The organism is Enterobacter sp. GER_MD16_1505_Eko_090 (assembly GCF_003331015.1).
GTDB classification, from domain to species: domain Bacteria; phylum Pseudomonadota; class Gammaproteobacteria; order Enterobacterales; family Enterobacteriaceae; genus Enterobacter; species Enterobacter roggenkampii.
Map to the genome: position 1 here is coordinate 355,451 of NZ_PUQF01000001.1, position 15,467 is coordinate 370,917.

At 54.3% G+C, this 15,467-nt stretch carries 10 protein-coding genes and 3 tRNA genes; 4 read left to right on the forward strand and 9 right to left on the reverse strand.

The window, feature by feature from the left end; all coding sequences use genetic code 11:
* Nucleotides 1–132: 132 nt before the first annotated feature.
* Nucleotides 133–1,557 carry a tRNA (N6-isopentenyl adenosine(37)-C2)-methylthiotransferase MiaB gene (gene miaB, locus C6A40_RS01685; RefSeq protein WP_021242573.1) on the reverse strand — a complete coding sequence of 475 codons (1,425 nt, stop codon included), beginning with the start codon at nt 1,555–1,557 and terminating at the stop codon, nt 133–135.
* A gap of 135 nt (nt 1,558–1,692) precedes the next feature.
* Here miaB and ubiF point away from each other — a divergent pair, with 135 nt between their 5' ends.
* The gene (gene ubiF, locus C6A40_RS01690; RefSeq protein WP_045335481.1) at nt 1,693–2,868 is read left to right on the forward strand and encodes a 3-demethoxyubiquinol 3-hydroxylase; all 1,176 of its coding nucleotides are present in this window, start codon (nt 1,693–1,695) and stop codon (nt 2,866–2,868) included.
* A gap of 105 nt (nt 2,869–2,973) precedes the next feature.
* On the opposite strand, the gene C6A40_RS01695 is transcribed toward ubiF, so the two are convergent.
* The 8 genes from C6A40_RS01695 to nagB form a co-directional block, all read right to left on the reverse strand.
* Nucleotides 2,974–3,048, reverse strand: a tRNA-Gln gene (locus C6A40_RS01695).
* Between the two features lie 36 nt (nt 3,049–3,084).
* Nucleotides 3,085–3,159, reverse strand: a tRNA-Gln gene (locus C6A40_RS01700).
* A gap of 42 nt (nt 3,160–3,201) precedes the next feature.
* Nucleotides 3,202–3,278, reverse strand: a tRNA-Met gene (locus tag C6A40_RS01705).
* A gap of 225 nt (nt 3,279–3,503) precedes the next feature.
* Complete coding sequence (gene asnB, locus C6A40_RS01710) at nt 3,504–5,168, reverse strand: asparagine synthase B (RefSeq protein WP_021242994.1); 1,665 nt, start codon at nt 5,166–5,168, stop codon at nt 3,504–3,506.
* 249 nt (nt 5,169–5,417) lie between these two features.
* Nucleotides 5,418–6,170, reverse strand: coding sequence for a ribonucleotide monophosphatase NagD (nagD, locus tag C6A40_RS01715; protein ID WP_008501057.1), 753 nt, complete (start codon nt 6,168–6,170; stop codon nt 5,418–5,420).
* Nucleotides 6,171–6,216: 46 nt separating this feature from the next.
* Nucleotides 6,217–7,437, reverse strand: a complete 1,221-nt coding sequence (gene nagC, locus C6A40_RS01720; protein WP_021242995.1) for a DNA-binding transcriptional regulator NagC — start codon at nt 7,435–7,437, stop codon at nt 6,217–6,219.
* Between the two features lie 8 nt (nt 7,438–7,445).
* Entirely contained in the window at nt 7,446–8,594 is a 1,149-nt protein-coding gene (gene nagA / locus C6A40_RS01725) for an N-acetylglucosamine-6-phosphate deacetylase (RefSeq protein ID WP_008501059.1), read from the reverse strand.
* A gap of 55 nt (nt 8,595–8,649) precedes the next feature.
* On the reverse strand, nt 8,650–9,450 hold the full coding sequence (gene nagB, locus C6A40_RS01730; RefSeq protein WP_008501061.1) for a glucosamine-6-phosphate deaminase: 801 nt from the start codon (nt 9,448–9,450) through the stop codon (nt 8,650–8,652).
* A 326-nt stretch (nt 9,451–9,776) separates the two neighbouring features.
* Here nagB and nagE point away from each other — a divergent pair, with 326 nt between their 5' ends.
* From nagE to chiP, 3 genes are all read left to right on the forward strand, one after another.
* A complete protein-coding gene (gene nagE / locus C6A40_RS01735; RefSeq protein WP_025912724.1) occupies nt 9,777–11,729 on the forward strand; it encodes a PTS N-acetyl glucosamine transporter subunit IIABC in 1,953 nt (650 codons plus the stop codon).
* A 179-nt stretch (nt 11,730–11,908) separates the two neighbouring features.
* Nucleotides 11,909–13,576, forward strand: a complete 1,668-nt coding sequence (gene glnS / locus C6A40_RS01740; RefSeq protein ID WP_008501063.1) for a glutamine--tRNA ligase — start codon at nt 11,909–11,911, stop codon at nt 13,574–13,576.
* 446 nt (nt 13,577–14,022) lie between these two features.
* On the forward strand, nt 14,023–15,420 hold the full coding sequence (gene chiP, locus C6A40_RS01745) for a chitoporin ChiP (protein ID WP_023293022.1): 1,398 nt from the start codon (nt 14,023–14,025) through the stop codon (nt 15,418–15,420).
* Nucleotides 15,421–15,467 lie beyond the last annotated feature (47 nt).

A 15,467-nucleotide genomic window follows, 5' to 3' on the forward strand; every position in this document is an offset into this window, starting at 1 on the left:
CTGCCACACGGCGCAATAAAACGGTCATTACCGAAATTATTCACGCCACAGAATAAAGGCGCAAGCGTTGCGGAAGATATTGGGGGCGATGAGAGGAAATACAAGGCCTGCCAAAGCGGCAGGCCTGAAGGATTATGGCTGGTAAATCCCAACGCCAGAATCGTTTTCTTTGCGGGTACGCGAGATCACGGATTCCGGTGACTCTGCAATACGCAGGCCCATTTCGTCTTCGGTGCGGACCACTTTCGCGCGCAGCGAGTTGGTCAGCACTTCGACAATCTCGACGTCCACAAATTTACCGATCATATCCGGGGTGCCTTCAAAGTTCACCACGCGGTTATTTTCCGTACGACCAGAGAGTTCCATAATGCTCTTGCGGGAAGTGCCTTCCACCAGAATGCGCTGTACGGTACCGAGCATGCGGCGGCTCCAGGCGTTAGCCTGCTGGTTGATGCGCTCCTGCAGAATATACAGGCGCTGCTTTTTCTCTTCTTCCGGTACATCGTCAACCATATCGGCCGCCGGTGTTCCTGGACGCGCAGAGAAGATGAAGCTGTAGCTGACGTCAAAGTTCACTTCGCCGATGAGCTTCATGGTGCGCTCGAAGTCTTCTGCGGTTTCGCCAGGGAAGCCGACGATAAAGTCGGAGCTAATCTGGATATCCGGACGTGCTTCACGCAGCTTACGGATGGTGGATTTGTACTCCAGCACCGTATGGGGGCGGCCCATCAGGTTCAGCACGCGGTCAGAGCCACACTGAATCGGCAGGTGCAGGAAGCTCACCAGCTCTGGCGTATCGCGATAAACGTCAATGATGTCATCGGTAAATTCCATCGGATGGCTGGTGGTAAAGCGAATGCGGTCGATGCCGTCAATCGCGGCCACCAGACGCAGCAGCTCAGCAAAGCTGCCGGTCGTGCCGTCGTAGTTCTCACCGCGCCAGGCGTTAACGTTCTGGCCCAGCAGGTTCACTTCGCGCACACCCTGCGCGGCAAGCTGCGCGATTTCAAACAGAATGTCATCTGCCGGGCGGCTGACCTCTTCACCACGGGTGTACGGCACCACGCAGTACGTGCAGTATTTGTTGCAGCCTTCCATGATGGAGACGAAGGCGGTCGGGCCATCGGCACGCGGCTCCGGCAGACGGTCAAATTTTTCGATTTCCGGGAAGCTGACGTCAACGACCGGGCTACGGTTGCCACGAACCTGATTGATCATCTCAGGCAGACGGTGCAGGGTCTGAGGGCCAAAGACAATGTCCACATACGGGGCTCTCTGGCGGATCAGCTTGCCTTCCTGCGACGCGACGCAGCCGCCCACGCCGATGATCAGGTCCGGATTTTTTCGTTTGAGAAGTTTCCAGCGGCCTAACACGTGAAAGACTTTTTCCTGCGCTTTTTCACGAATTGAACAGGTGTTCAGCAGCAGCACATCGGCTTCTTTCGCATTTTCAGTCAGCTGGTATCCGTGGGTGGTATCCAGCAGATCGGCCATCTTGGATGAATCGTATTCGTTCATCTGACAGCCCCAGGTTTTTATATGGAGTTTTTTAGTCATCGACTTGCTCAGCTCAGGATTGCAAGCCGCGTATTGTAATGCTTTGGTGGGGTTGTGACCAGTATGAAGGTTATGTGTCTCAGGACCGCAAAAATCCGGTAAACTTAAGGGATTCTCCAATAAGGAAAATTGACCATGACACTCCAACACACCGAAGTTGCCGTTGTCGGCGGCGGTATGGTCGGCGGCGCGCTGGCGCTGGGGCTGGCGCAGCAGGGATTTGAGGTAACGGTAATCGAACAGGCGGCTCCGCCAGCCTACGATCCCGCCAGCAAACCGGACGTGCGCATTTCTGCGATCAGCGCGGCATCCGTCGATCTGCTGCGCGGGCTGGGCGTCTGGGAGGCAGTGCAGGCGATGCGCGCGCACCCTTACAGCCGCCTCGAAACCTGGGAGTGGGAAAATGCCTACGTCGCGTTTGATGCCGCTGAGCTAAAGCTGCCGCGCCTGGGCTATATGGTGGAAAACAACGTGCTCCAGCGGGCGCTCTGGCAGGCGCTGGAGGCGCATCCGAAGGTGACGCTGCGCGTGCCAGCGTCGCTTAAGGCGCTGCATCCTCACGAGCGTGGCTATCTACTGACGCTCGACAACGGCGATGAGCTGGCCGTGAAGCTGGTCATCGGGGCGGACGGCGCTAACTCGCAGGTCAGACAGATGGCGGGGATCGGGGTTCATGCCTGGCAGTATGAACAGTCCTGTATGCTGATTACCGCCGAGTGTGAGAATGGGCCGGGCGAAAGCACCTGGCAGCACTTTACGCCGAACGGCCCGCATGCCTTTTTACCGCTGTTTGATAACTGGGCGTCGCTGGTGTGGTACGACAAACCGGCGCGCATTCGTCAGCTGCAGGGGATGAACATGGAACAGCTGCAGCGCGAGATCCTGCTGCACTTCCCGAGCCGTCTGGGGCACGTCACGCCGGTCGCCGCCGGGGCGTTCCCGCTCACGCGCCGTCATGCGTTGCAGTATGCCCGCGAAGGCTTAGCCCTGGTGGGGGATGCGGCACACACCATTCATCCGCTGGCCGGGCAGGGCGTGAACCTGGGGTATCGTGACGTCGATGCCCTGCTGGATGTGCTGGGCAGCGCCCGCGGACACGCGGAAAACTGGGCCAGCCATCAGGTGCTGAAGCGTTATCAGACGCGGCGTATGGCGGATAACTTTATCATGCAGTCAGGGATGGATCTGTTCTATGCGGGGTTCAGCAATGACGTAGCGCCAGTGCGTATTCTGCGTAACATAGGCCTGATGGCCGCGGAACGTGCCGGTGGCCTGAAGCGTCAGGCCCTGAAGTACGCTCTCGGACTCTAAACTTTTTTCCCTCTCCCCGTGGGAGAGGGCCAGGGTGAGGGCATCAGGCCGCACAATTCTGTACAAAAACAAAAAAGCCCGCAGAGCGGGCTTTTTTGTTTTAAGTGGCTGGGGTGCAGGGATTCGAACCCCGGAATGCTGGTATCAGAAACCAGAGCCTTACCGCTTGGCGACACCCCAATTGCGTTAAACAAGCTGCTTAACGACTTTGTAAATTGGCTGGGGTACGAGGATTCGAACCTCGGAATGCCGGAATCAGAATCCGGTGCCTTACCGCTTGGCGATACCCCAACAATTTTTTTTCATTACCGAACAACATCGATAATCTCAATTTGGTGGCTACGACGGGATTCGAACCTGTGACCCCATCATTATGAGTGATGTGCTCTAACCAACTGAGCTACGTAGCCATCTTTTTTTCGCGTTACCTTATCGGCGTTGCGGGGCGCATTATGCGTATAGACCCTTGCAGCGTCAACACCTTTTTCAACGAAAATAGCCGGAATGTGACTGTTTGGTTAGGTTGCGAACAGCGTGACCGAATATTCGGCAATTATTGGTTATTAATCGGTTTTAGCTGTGCAAAAGCGGGGCAAAAAAATCAGGCCCCGCAGGGCCTGAGATGAAATGCGTGATTATTTGTAGGCTGACTGGTGAACGCCTACCGCACGTCCTGACGGATCGTTCATGGATTTGAACGATTCATCCCATTCAATCGCTTTGGCAGACGAGCAGGCGACGGATGGACCACCCGGCACACACTCTGCAGCGCTCGGTACCGGGAACAGTTCTTCAAAAATTTCACGGTAGAGGTACGCTTCTTTCGAGCCCGGCGTGTTGTACGGGAAGCGGAAGCTTGCGGTTTCCAGCTGTTGGTCAGAAACCTGTTTCGCCGCCACCTCTTTTAGGGTGTCGATCCAGCTGTAGCCTACGCCATCGGAGAACTGCTCTTTCTGACGCCATGCTACGCTCGCCGGCAGGTAGGATTCAAAACATTCACGCAGGATATGTTTTTCCATTTTACCGTTGCCGCACATTTTATCCTGCGGGTTGATGCGCATCGCCACGTCGAGGAATTTCTTATCCAGGAACGGTACACGCGCTTCGACACCCCATGCCGACATCGCTTTGTTGGCACGCGCGCAGTCAAACATATGCAGCGCCTGGAGTTTACGCACGGTCTCTTCGTGCAGCTCTTTGGCATTTGGCGCTTTGTGGAAGTAGAGGTAGCCGCCAAACACTTCGTCAGAACCTTCACCGGAGAGCACCATTTTGATGCCCATCGCCTTGATCTTACGCGACATCAGGTACATCGGCGTGGAGGCGCGAATTGTCGTAACGTCATAGGTTTCAATGTGATAGATCACATCGCGGATCGCATCCAGGCCTTCCTGCACGGTGAAGTGAATTTCATGGTGCACGGTGCCGAGGTGGTTTGCCACTTCCTGCGCGGCTTTCAGATCCGGCGCGCCTTCCAGGCCCACGGCAAAGGAGTGCAGCTGTGGCCACCAGGCTTCTGAGCGCTCCTGATCTTCTACGCGACGAGCCGCAAATTTCTTGGTGATCGCGGAGATCACGGAGGAGTCCAGACCGCCGGAGAGCAGCACGCCGTAAGGTACGTCTGACATCAGGTGGCTTTTCACGGAATCTTCCAGCGCCTGACGCAGCTCGGCTTTGTCCGTCACGTTGTCTTTTACCGCGTCGTAGTCGAACCAGTCGCGCTGGTAGTACGGACGGATCTCGCCGTCTTTACTCCACAGGTAGCTGCCTGCCGGGAACTCTTTGATGGTGCGGCAGACCGGCACCAGGGCTTTCATTTCAGACGCAACGTAGAAGTTGCCGTGTTCATCGTGGCCCATGTACAGCGGGATAATACCGATGTGGTCGCGGCCAATCAGGTAGGCGTCTTTTTCGCTGTCGTACAGGGCGAAGGCAAACATACCCTGCAGGTCGTCCAGAAACTCGGGACCTTTCTCCTGATACAGCGCCAGGATCACTTCACAGTCGGACCCGGTCTGGAACGCGTAGCGGTCGCCGTACTCGGCGCGCAGCGCCTGGTGGTTATAGATCTCACCGTTGACAGCCAGCGCGTGCGTTTTTTTCTCGTTATACAGCGGCTGTGCACCGGCGTTGACGTCAACAATAGACAGACGTTCGTGAGCCAGAATTGCTTTGTCACTGGCGTAAACGCCTGACCAGTCCGGGCCGCGATGGCGCATCAGGCGGGACAGTTCGAGTGCCTTTTTACGCAGTTCGCCCGCGTCAGTTTTAATATCCAGTACGCCAAAAATTGAACACATAACCTTCTCCGTTAACCCTGTTGCTTTGTAATGTTGCTTGCTTATGAAAATGCCGCAAAGGGGCAGGGCGCGCAAGCGTTTTACGGGCGAAAACGGAAATAGTGCAATGGTGGTTGCAGATCAGTGAAAAACGCGTATGTCATGAGCGCTTTTATTGAGGATTATTCAATAAAAGTGCTTTTTCGTTAGATGTAGTCGTGTTTTGCAGGTGAGAAAATAAAAAACCACGCCCTGAGGCGTGGTTTGGTATCAGATGATGTCAATTTCATCGACGGAGGGGTAAATCCAGCTTGGGCGGAACGGCATTGAGTCAATGTCATCAAGCTGAGAGACCCCAGAGAGCACCAGAATCGTCTCCAGACCGGCCTGGAAACCGGCCAGAATATCGGTGCGCAGGTTGTCGCCGACAATCACGGTCTCTTCAGAGTGGGCCTGCATCTTGTTGAGCGCGGCGCGAATGATCCACGGGCTGGGCTTGCCGACATAGAACGGCTTGCGCCCGGAGATCTTCTCGATACCGGCACACAGCGCGCCGCAGGCCGGATAAAAACCGCGACCGTGGGTATCCGGGTTGGTCGCAATAAAGCGCGCGCCGTTAGCCACAAAGAAGGATGCCTTATGCATCATCTCCCAGTTGTAGGAACGCGTTTCACCTACAATCACAAAGTCCGGGTTGACGTCGGTGATGGTAAAGCCCGCTTTATACAGCTCATGGATCAGCGCGCCTTCACCGACCACATAGGCTTTTTTTCCTTCCTGACGCTTCAGAAAATCCGCCGTGGCCATCGCCGAGGTATAAAACACGCTGTCCGGGACGTCGACCCCCGCCGTGGCAAAGCGGTTTGCCAGATCCTGACCGGTCTGAGAAGGGTAGTTCGTGAGAAGAACCAGAGGCATTCCTTTGTCGATGATGCGGTGAAGAAACTCCGCAGCACCCGGCACGGCAACGTTGTCGTGCATCAGCACGCCGTCGATATCACAAATTACATTCTTAATGGTCATGGACAGTCCGACATTAAAAAAAAGAAGGCGTTACTATAAGGTCCGATCAACTTTCCAGCAAATGCTGCAGCAGAATTCCGTTGAGCATGGCGCGTTTGACCAGCGCGAACGCCCCAATCGCCGAACGATGGTCAAGCTTTGAACGAACCACCGGAAGATTCTGGCGGAATGCTTTCAGCGCCTGGGTGTTAATACAGCCTTCAATCGCGGGGAGCAGCACCTTTTCCGCTTCCACAATTTCACCGGCGATCACCACCTTTTGTGGGTTAAACAGGTTAATGGCGATGGCGATGGTTTTCCCCAGATGGCGCCCCACCTGCTCGATCACTTCACAGGCCAGCGCGTCGCCTTTATTAGCGGCTTTGCAGATGGTGCCTATCTTGCAGTCGTCCAGCGTGACGCGGCTTTGGTAACCCTGTTCAAGCAGATGGCGAACGCGCTGCTCGATGGCGGTGTTGGCGGCAATGGTTTCAAGGCAGCCAAAGTTGCCGCAGTGGCAGCGCTCCCCGAGCGGTTCAACCTGAATGTGGCCGATCTCACCGACGTTACCGTTGCGACCAATAAAAATTCGGCCGTTAGAGATAATGCCTGCGCCCGTACCGCGGTGAACGCGCACCAGAATAGAGTCTTCACAGTCCTGACTCGCACCAAAGTAGTGCTCTGCCAGCGCCAGAGAGCGAATGTCATGGCCCACAAAGCAGGTCACTTTAAAGCGCTTTTCCAGCGCGTCGACCAGCCCCCAGTTTTCAACCTGAATGTGCGGCATATAGCGGATCACGCCGCTTTCCGGGTCGACCAGACCGGGCAGAATCACCGAGATGGCGATGAGTTCGCGGATCTTGCGCTGACAGCTTTCAATAAACTGCGCGATGGTATTCAGCAGCGCATGCTCCAGCGTCTCCTGGGTGCGTTCCGGAAGGGGATAGTGCTCTTCCGCAATGGCTTTGCTGCTCAGATCGTACAGCGTGAGCGTGGTGTCATGACGGCCCAGACGGACGCCAATTGCCTGAAAATTGCGGGTTTCGGTAATAATGGAGATAGCGCGGCGGCCCCCGGTGGAGGCCTGCTGATCGACTTCTTTGATCAAACCGCGCTCAATGAGCTGGCGGGTAATTTTTGTCACGCTGGCGGGAGCAAGCTGGCTTTGTTCGGCTATCTGAATACGTGAGATTGGCCCGTGTTGGTCAATCAGGCGATATACCGCCGCGCTGTTAAGCTGTTTAACGAGATCGACATTACCGATTTGAGCTTGTCCGCCAGGTGTCATACTTTTACTTACTCAGTGACGACCTCGTTACCATTAACGATGGTCTTAATAATTTTATAATCGTGTGTGAATGCCGTCAGGTTTGCAACCATACCTGGTGCAATTCCGCCAAGCTGTTTATCCACGCCGATAGCGCGCGCAGGATAAAGGGTGGCCATGCGCAGGACTTCATCAAGCGCAATTCCGCAATGCTCAACCAGGTTACGCACCCCTTCAATCATGGTCAAAGAGGAACCGCTCAGCGTACCGTTTTCATCCACACACAGTCCATTGCGGTAGTATATTGTTTTACCGGCAAAAATGAACTGCTCAATATTTGCACCTGCCGGTGCGGTAGCGTCCGTTACCAGGCAGAGCTTGTCACCTTTCAGCCGCTTGGCGTTGCGAATGTTGGTGTAATCAACGTGTAAGCCGTCCGCGATAATGCCGCAGTAAACGTCTGGCTCATCCAGAATCGCGCCAACCAGACCCGGTTCACGACCTGTGATGTATGGCATGGCGTTATACAGGTGCGTCGCAAAGGTAATGCCCGCACGGAAACCGGCTTTCGCTTCTTTCAGCGTGGCATTTGAGTGGCCCGCTGAAACCACAATTCCGGCGGCGGCCAGCTTGCTGATGACGTCCGTGCCGGTCATTTCCGGTGCCAGCGTCACCTTGGTGATCACATCGGCGTTGGCACACATGTAGTCAACCAGCTCCGCATCAGGTTTACGCACGTAGTCCGGGTTATGCGTTCCTTTCTTGACCATGTTCAGCCATGGCCCTTCCAGGTGCAGACCGAGCGCCTGATTCGGATGTTTGGCCAGGTATTCGCGCATCACGCGGATACCCTGCTTCATCAGGTCATCACTGCTGGTGATGAGCGTTGGCAGATAGCTGGTGCAGCCCGATTTCTCGTTGGCTTTCTGCATGATCTCCAGCGTTTCGACCGTTACCGCATCGGCGGTATCATTGAATTGCACACCGCCGCAGCCGTTGAGCTGTACGTCGATGAAACCGGGGGAGATTACTGCTCCATTGAGTGAGCGCTGTTCAATCTCCGGCGGCAGTTCTGCCAGCGGACAAACACGTTCAATCAGGCCATTCGCGATAACAATCGCGTGGTCATCCAGAATTTCATGGCCGGTATAAATCCGACCGTGGGTTAAAGCGTACATAACGACCCCCGGTTAAAAAAAGCGGCCGCCTCTTGATAAAGAGGCGGTTATTCAATTACAGACCTTTGATGTTCTCGGCTTCTAACTCGTTGAAGTATTTCAGCGTTTTAACCTTCAGCTCCATCGTGGACGGTTCGTCGCAGACGATGACTGATTTAGGATGCAGCTGCAGACAGCTGATGGTCCACATATGGTTAACGTTGCCTTCAACAGCAGCCTGGAGCGCCTGCGCTTTCACGCCGCCCAGCACCAGAATCATCACTTCTTCGGCATCCAGCAGGGTGCCTACGCCTACGGTCAGGGCGTATTTTGGAACCTGGTTAACGTCACCGTCAAAGAAGCGGGAGTTCGCCACGCGCGTGTCATGGGTCAGCGTTTTAATACGGGTACGGGAAGCCAGAGAGGACGCCGGTTCGTTAAACGCGATATGACCATCATTACCTACACCACCCATGAACAGGTGGATTTTACCGTAGGAACGGATTTTTTCTTCATACTGACGGCATTCTGCGTCAATATCCGGCGCGTTTCCATTCAGCAGGTTAATATTTTCAGCTGGGATATCAACGTGATCAAAGAAATTGCGGTGCATAAAGCTATGGTAGCTTTCCGGGTGGTCTTTCGGTAAGCCAACATATTCATCCATATTGAAGGTCACAACATGTTTGAAGCTAACCTGGCCTGCTTTATGCATCTCAACCAGCGCCTTGTAAGCGGTCAGCGGTGTGCCGCCGGTCGGAAGGCCCAGAACGAAAGGACGATCGGCGGTCGGTTTGAACGCGTTAATGCGGTTTACGATATGGCGAGCGGCCCATTTACCAACTTGTTCTGCAGTTGCCAGGGGAATCAGTCTCATTGTTCACCTCAAAGTTTAAGTAGAAGAGTGGGCGGATGGCTTCGGAACCTGATACTAAAGCGTAACCTGGAAACTTTCAGGCCGGATCAATCCGTCTTGATTTTTTGAATGATAAAATAAGTTTTCACTGTTAGCCAGTGTAAGGGAGGGCTGAATACGATATTTGGTGACAAAAATCACAAAAAATAGGTGTTTAATTTGCGATACGAATTAATTTTTCACACACTCAGACTGCCAGTGAATTATCAACGGTATCTATCGTTCGTGACACAATAAAAACATAGTTTATGCGCGAGCCTGAAAAAGGGTCTCGTAGGGGGAATAGGATGAATATTTTAGGTTTTTTCCAGCGCCTCGGTAGGGCTTTGCAGCTCCCTATCGCCGTGCTACCGGTTGCAGCGCTGCTGCTGCGATTCGGGCAACCCGATCTTCTTAACGTACCGTTTATTGCTCAGGCTGGCGGTGCCATTTTTGACAACCTGGCGCTGATTTTCGCCATCGGTGTTGCCTCTAGCTGGTCAAAAGACAGCGCGGGTGCCGCAGCGCTGGCAGGGGCAGTCGGTTATTTCATCCTGACGAAAGCGATGGTAACCATTAACCCAGAAATCAACATGGGCGTGCTGGCAGGTATCATTACCGGTCTGGTGGGTGGTGCTGTGTACAACCGCTGGGCAAACATTAAGCTGCCAGACTTCCTGAGTTTCTTTGGCGGCAAACGTTTCGTGCCGATCGCGACAGGTTTCTTCTGTCTGGTTCTGGCCGCTATCTTTGGCTACGTCTGGCCACCGGTACAGCATGCGATCCATGCGGGTGGTGAGTGGATTGTATCAGCGGGTGCACTTGGCTCAGGTATCTTTGGTTTCATCAACCGTCTGCTGATCCCAACCGGTCTGCATCAGGTGCTGAACACTATCGCATGGTTCCAGATTGGTGAGTTCACCAATGCTGCGGGCACCGTATTCCACGGCGACATCAACCGCTTCTACGCGGGTGACGGCACCGCAGGCATGTTCATGTCTGGCTTCTTCCCAATCATGATGTTTGGTCTGCCGGGCGCTGCGCTGGCAATGTACCTGGCTGCGCCAAAAGCGCGTCGCCCAATGGTTGGCGGCATGCTGCTGTCCGTTGCGATTACCGCGTTCCTGACCGGCGTAACCGAGCCGCTGGAATTCCTGTTCATGTTCCTGGCGCCGGTGCTGTACCTCATGCATGCGGTCCTGACCGGTATCAGCCTGTTTGTGGCGACCCTGCTGGGTATCCATGCTGGCTTCTCCTTCTCTGCAGGCGCGATCGACTACGTGTTGATGTACAACCTGCCGGCGGCAAGCAAGAACGTCTGGATGCTGGTGGTAATGGGTCTGGTCTTCTTCGTCATCTACTTCGTGCTGTTCACTGCGGTTATTCGTATGTTTAACCTCAAAACGCCGGGCCGCGAAGACACCAAAGACGAAGTGGTCACCAGCGAAGCCAACAGCAACACCGAAGAGGGTCTGACCCAGCTGGCGACCAGCTATATCGCTGCCGTTGGGGGGACTGACAACCTGAAAGCCATTGATGCCTGTATCACCCGTCTGCGTCTGACGGTGGGTGACTCGGCGCGCGTCAGCGACGCAATGTGTAAACGCCTTGGTGCATCGGGCGTGGTTAAACTGAACAAACAAACTATCCAGGTTATCGTGGGTGCCAAAGCGGAATCCATCGGTGACGAAATGAAGAAAGTGGTTGCCCGTGGACCGGTCGCGGCGGCATCAACCGACAGCGCGCCTGCGTCGACGGCTGCCCCGGTAGCGAAACCGCAGGCTGTGCCAAACGCCGTGACGGTGGCCGCGCTGGTCTCTCCGGTAACGGGTGATGTCGTTGACCTCGAGCAGGTACCTGATGAAGCGTTCGCCAGCAAAGCGGTCGGTGACGGTGTGGCGGTGAAACCAACGGATAAAACCGTGGTGTCTCCTGCTGCCGGTACCATCGTGAAAATCTTCAACACCAACCACGCGTTCTGCCTCGAAACCGAAAAGGGCGCGGAGATCGTTGTCCACATGGGTATCGATACCGTTGCGCTGAATGGTCAGGGCTTTACTCGCCTGGTGGAAGAGGGCGCTGAAGTGGTGGCCGGGCAGCCGATTCTGGAAATGGATCTGGACTTCCTGAATGCCAACGCGCGTTCCATGATTAGCCCGGTGGTTTGCAGCAACATTGACGACTTCAGCGGTCTGGTCATCCAGGCGAAAGGTCAGGTCGTTGCGGGTCAAACCCCACTGTATGAGATTAAAGGCAAGTAATCGCTCCTGAGTAGAGTCATGCCTTAAGCGGCGGGGGATATCCTCCGCCGCTTTTTTTTGCGGCAAATGCCCCCATTATTTTCATCTGATACGTATTTTCCGTAACTAAGGGTTGTCACTACGTCCGGCTTATAAGATCATATGCCGTTATACGTTGTTTACGCTTTGAGGAATCCACGATGAGTGAGGCAGAAGCCCGCCCGAGTAACTTTATTCGTCAGATCATCGATGAAGATCTGGCCAGTGGTAAGCACACCACAATTCATACCCGTTTCCCGCCGGAGCCGAATGGCTACCTGCATATCGGGCATGCGAAGTCCATCTGCCTGAACTTTGGCATTGCGCAAGACTACCAGGGACAGTGCAACCTGCGTTTCGATGACACCAACCCAGTAAAAGAAGACATCGAATACGTTGAGTCCATCAAAAATGACGTGCAATGGTTGGGCTTCAACTGGTCTGGCGATATCTGCTACTCCTCTGACTATTTTGATCAGCTGTATGCCTACGCGGTAGAGCTCATCAACAAAGGTCTGGCGTATGTAGACGAACTGTCTGCAGATGAGATCCGTGAGTACCGCGGTACGCTGACCGCACCGGGTAAAAACAGCCCGTTCCGCGATCGCAGCGTGGAAGAGAACCTGGCGCTGTTTGAAAAAATGCGTGCCGGTGGCTTCGAAGAGGGCAAAGCGTGCCTGCGTGCCAAAATCGATATGGCGTCTCCGTTCATCGTGATGCGCGATCCGGTGCTGTACCGCATCAAGTTCGCAGAACACCACCAGACCGGCAACAAGTGGTGCATCTATCCGATGTACGACTTCACCCACTGCATCAGCGATGCGCTGGAAGGCATCACCCACTCGCTGTGTACGCTGGAGTTCCAGGACAACCGTCGTCTGTACGACTGGGTGCTGGATAACATCACCATTCCTGTGCATCCGCGTCAGTACGAGTTCTCTCGTCTGAATCTGGAATACACCGTGATGTCCAAGCGTAAGCTGAACCTGCTGGTCACCGACAAGCACGTTGAGGGCTGGGACGACCCGCGTATGCCAACCATCTCTGGTCTGCGTCGTCGTGGTTACACTGCCGCCTCTATTCGTGAGTTCTGCAAACGCATCGGCGTGACCAAGCAGGACAACACCATCGAGATGGCCTCCCTTGAATCCTGCATTCGCGAAGATCTCAACGAAAACGCTCCGCGCGCGATGGCCGTTATCGATCCGGTGAAGCTGGTCATCGAAAACTATCCGCAGGGTGAAAGCGAGCTGGTCTCCATGCCTAACCATCCGAACAAACCGGAAATGGGAAGCCGCGACGTGCCGTTCAGCGGCGAGATCTGGATTGACCGCGCTGACTTCCGCGAAGAAGCCAACAAGCAGTACAAGCGTCTGGTGCTGGGTAAAGAAGTGCGTCTGCGTAATGCTTACGTCATCAAAGCCGAGCGCGTAGAAAAAGATGCAGAAGGAAATATCACCACCATCTTCTGTACTTATGACGCTGAAACGCTGAGTAAAGATCCGGCGGATGGCCGCAAGGTGAAAGGCGTTATCCACTGGGTGAGCGCATCCCACGCGCTGCCGGTAGAGATTCGTCTGTACGATCGCCTGTTCAGCGTGCCTAACCCAGGTGCGGCGGAAGACTTCCTGGCGACCATTAATCCGGAATCTTTGGTGATCAAGCAGGGTTATGCGGAGCCTTCTCTGAAAGCGGCTGAAGCAGGCAAAGCGTTCCAGTTCGAACGTGAAGGGTACTTCTGCCTGGACAGCCGTCACAGCACTGCGGAAAAACCGGTATTTAACCGTACCGTGGGTCTGCGTGATACCTGGACGAAGATCGGCGAATAATATTGCTGCTCTGGTCAATGAGAAACAAACGCCGCATTATGCGGCGTTTTTTTATTTAACGATCAGAGTATTAAGCCAGGGGTTAAAGGGGCGTCATGAAAATAACAGGTCAATGAGGTGCTACTTATTTTTTAAAAAAAAGTTTGTGTCATTACGAAATTTAAAAGGGTTATAAAAAAGGAAACCGATCCCACGCCTGGACACTGAAATAGCTGAGAATTTCCCGTCATTCCTCGCCTTCCTGTAAATGTTACAAAGCACTACCAATTATGTGCACTTCGTCATAATCCTGACTTTTGCCCGCTGAAAAGCATTGATAATTCGCGTCGCGAAAAATAACCTAAAGACGGTAGTTAATTCGAGGGTATTTAACACTACCCCTGACCATTTGGTCTTTTTTATTTACGCCGTTTCAGGCGTTTTAATTCGTCAAAGAGGAATAATCTATGCGTACGTTCAGTGGCAAACGTAGTGCGCTGGCGCTGGCTATTGCCGGTGTGACAGCAATGTCGGGCCTGGTGATTGCGCCAGAGGCAAAAGCAGCGGGTTTCATCGAAGATTCTACCCTCACGGGCGGTATTTATTACTGGCAGCGTGAGCGTGACCGTAAAGACGTCACTGAAGATAAATACAAAACCAACCTCTCACACTCCACCTGGAACGCCAACCTGGACTTCCAGTCAGGCTACGCCGCGGATATGTTCGGTCTGGATATCGCCGCGTTCACCGCGATCGAAATGGCGGAAAACGGCGACAGCGGCCACCCGAACGAAATCGCCTTCTCCTCCAGCAACAAAGCCTATGATGAAGACTGGTCCGGGGATAAGAGCGGTATCAGCCTCTACAAGGCCGCAGCGAAATTCAAATACGGCCCGGTCTGGGCGCGTGGGGGCTATATTCAGCCAACCGGCCAGACGCTGTTAGCCCCACACTGGAGCTTTATGCCGGGTACCTATCAGGGTGCAGAAGCCGGGGCTAACTTTGACTACGGTGACGCAGGTGCGTTGAGCTTCTCCTATATGTGGACCAACGAGTACAAAGCACCGTGGCACATTGAAATGGACAAGTTCTACCAGAACGATAAGAAAACCAAAGTCGATTACCTCCACTCGCTGGGTGCGAAATACGACTTCAAAAACGATCTGGTTCTCGAAGCGGCATTCGGCCAGGCGCAAGGGTATATCGATCAATACTTTGCCAAGGCCAGCTATAAGTTTGATATTGCGGGTAGCCCGCTGAGTACCAGCTACCAGTTCTACGGTACGCGCGACAAAGTCAGTAACGGTGGCGTCAATGATATCTACGACGGCACCGCGTGGCTGCAGGCGTTAACCTTCGGCTACAAGGTCGGTCAGGTTGATTTACGTCTGGAAGGCACATGGGTGAAAGCGGAAGGGCAGCAGGGCTACTTCCTGCAGCGTATGACCCCGACCTATGCTTCCTCCAACGGTCGTCTTGATATCTGGTGGGATAACCGCTCCGACTTCAACGCCGACGGTGAGAAAGCGGTCTTCTTCGGCGCGATGTATGACCTGAAAAACTGGAACCTGCCGGGCTGGGCCGTGGGCGCTTCTTATGCTTACGCCTGGGATGCAAAACCAGCCGACATGGCAACACCGGATGCTTACTACGATCCAAACTATCGCCTGAAAGAGTCTTCCTACAGCCTGGATGCTATCTACACCCTGCAGGATGGCCGCGCGAAAGGCACGATGTTCAAACTGCACTTCACCCAGTACGACAACCACTCCGATATCCCGAGCTACGCGGGCGGTTACGGCAACATCTTCCAGGATGAACGTGACGTGAAATTCATGGTTATCGCACCGTTCACCATCTTCTGATGAATCGTCCGGCGGGTTAGATCCCGCCGGACCGGAGACTGCAAATG

Bases quoted from the DNA above. Each gene is read 5' to 3' on its own strand.
- chiP (WP_023293022.1), top strand. From the start codon at position 14,023: ATGCGTACGTTCAGTGGCAAACGTAGTGCGCTGGCGCTGGCTATTGCC.
- nagA (WP_008501059.1), bottom strand. From the start codon at position 8,594: ATGTACGCTTTAACCCACGGTCGGATTTATACCGGCCATGAAATTCTG.
- ubiF (WP_045335481.1), top strand. From the start codon at position 1,693: ATGACACTCCAACACACCGAAGTTGCCGTTGTCGGCGGCGGTATGGTC.
- nagC (WP_021242995.1), bottom strand. From the start codon at position 7,437: ATGACACCTGGCGGACAAGCTCAAATCGGTAATGTCGATCTCGTTAAA.
- miaB (WP_021242573.1), bottom strand. From the start codon at position 1,557: ATGACTAAAAAACTCCATATAAAAACCTGGGGCTGTCAGATGAACGAA.
- glnS (WP_008501063.1), top strand. From the start codon at position 11,909: ATGAGTGAGGCAGAAGCCCGCCCGAGTAACTTTATTCGTCAGATCATC.
- nagD (WP_008501057.1), bottom strand. From the start codon at position 6,170: ATGACCATTAAGAATGTAATTTGTGATATCGACGGCGTGCTGATGCAC.
- nagB (WP_008501061.1), bottom strand. From the start codon at position 9,450: ATGAGACTGATTCCCCTGGCAACTGCAGAACAAGTTGGTAAATGGGCC.
- nagE (WP_025912724.1), top strand. From the start codon at position 9,777: ATGAATATTTTAGGTTTTTTCCAGCGCCTCGGTAGGGCTTTGCAGCTC.
- asnB (WP_021242994.1), bottom strand. From the start codon at position 5,168: ATGTGTTCAATTTTTGGCGTACTGGATATTAAAACTGACGCGGGCGAA.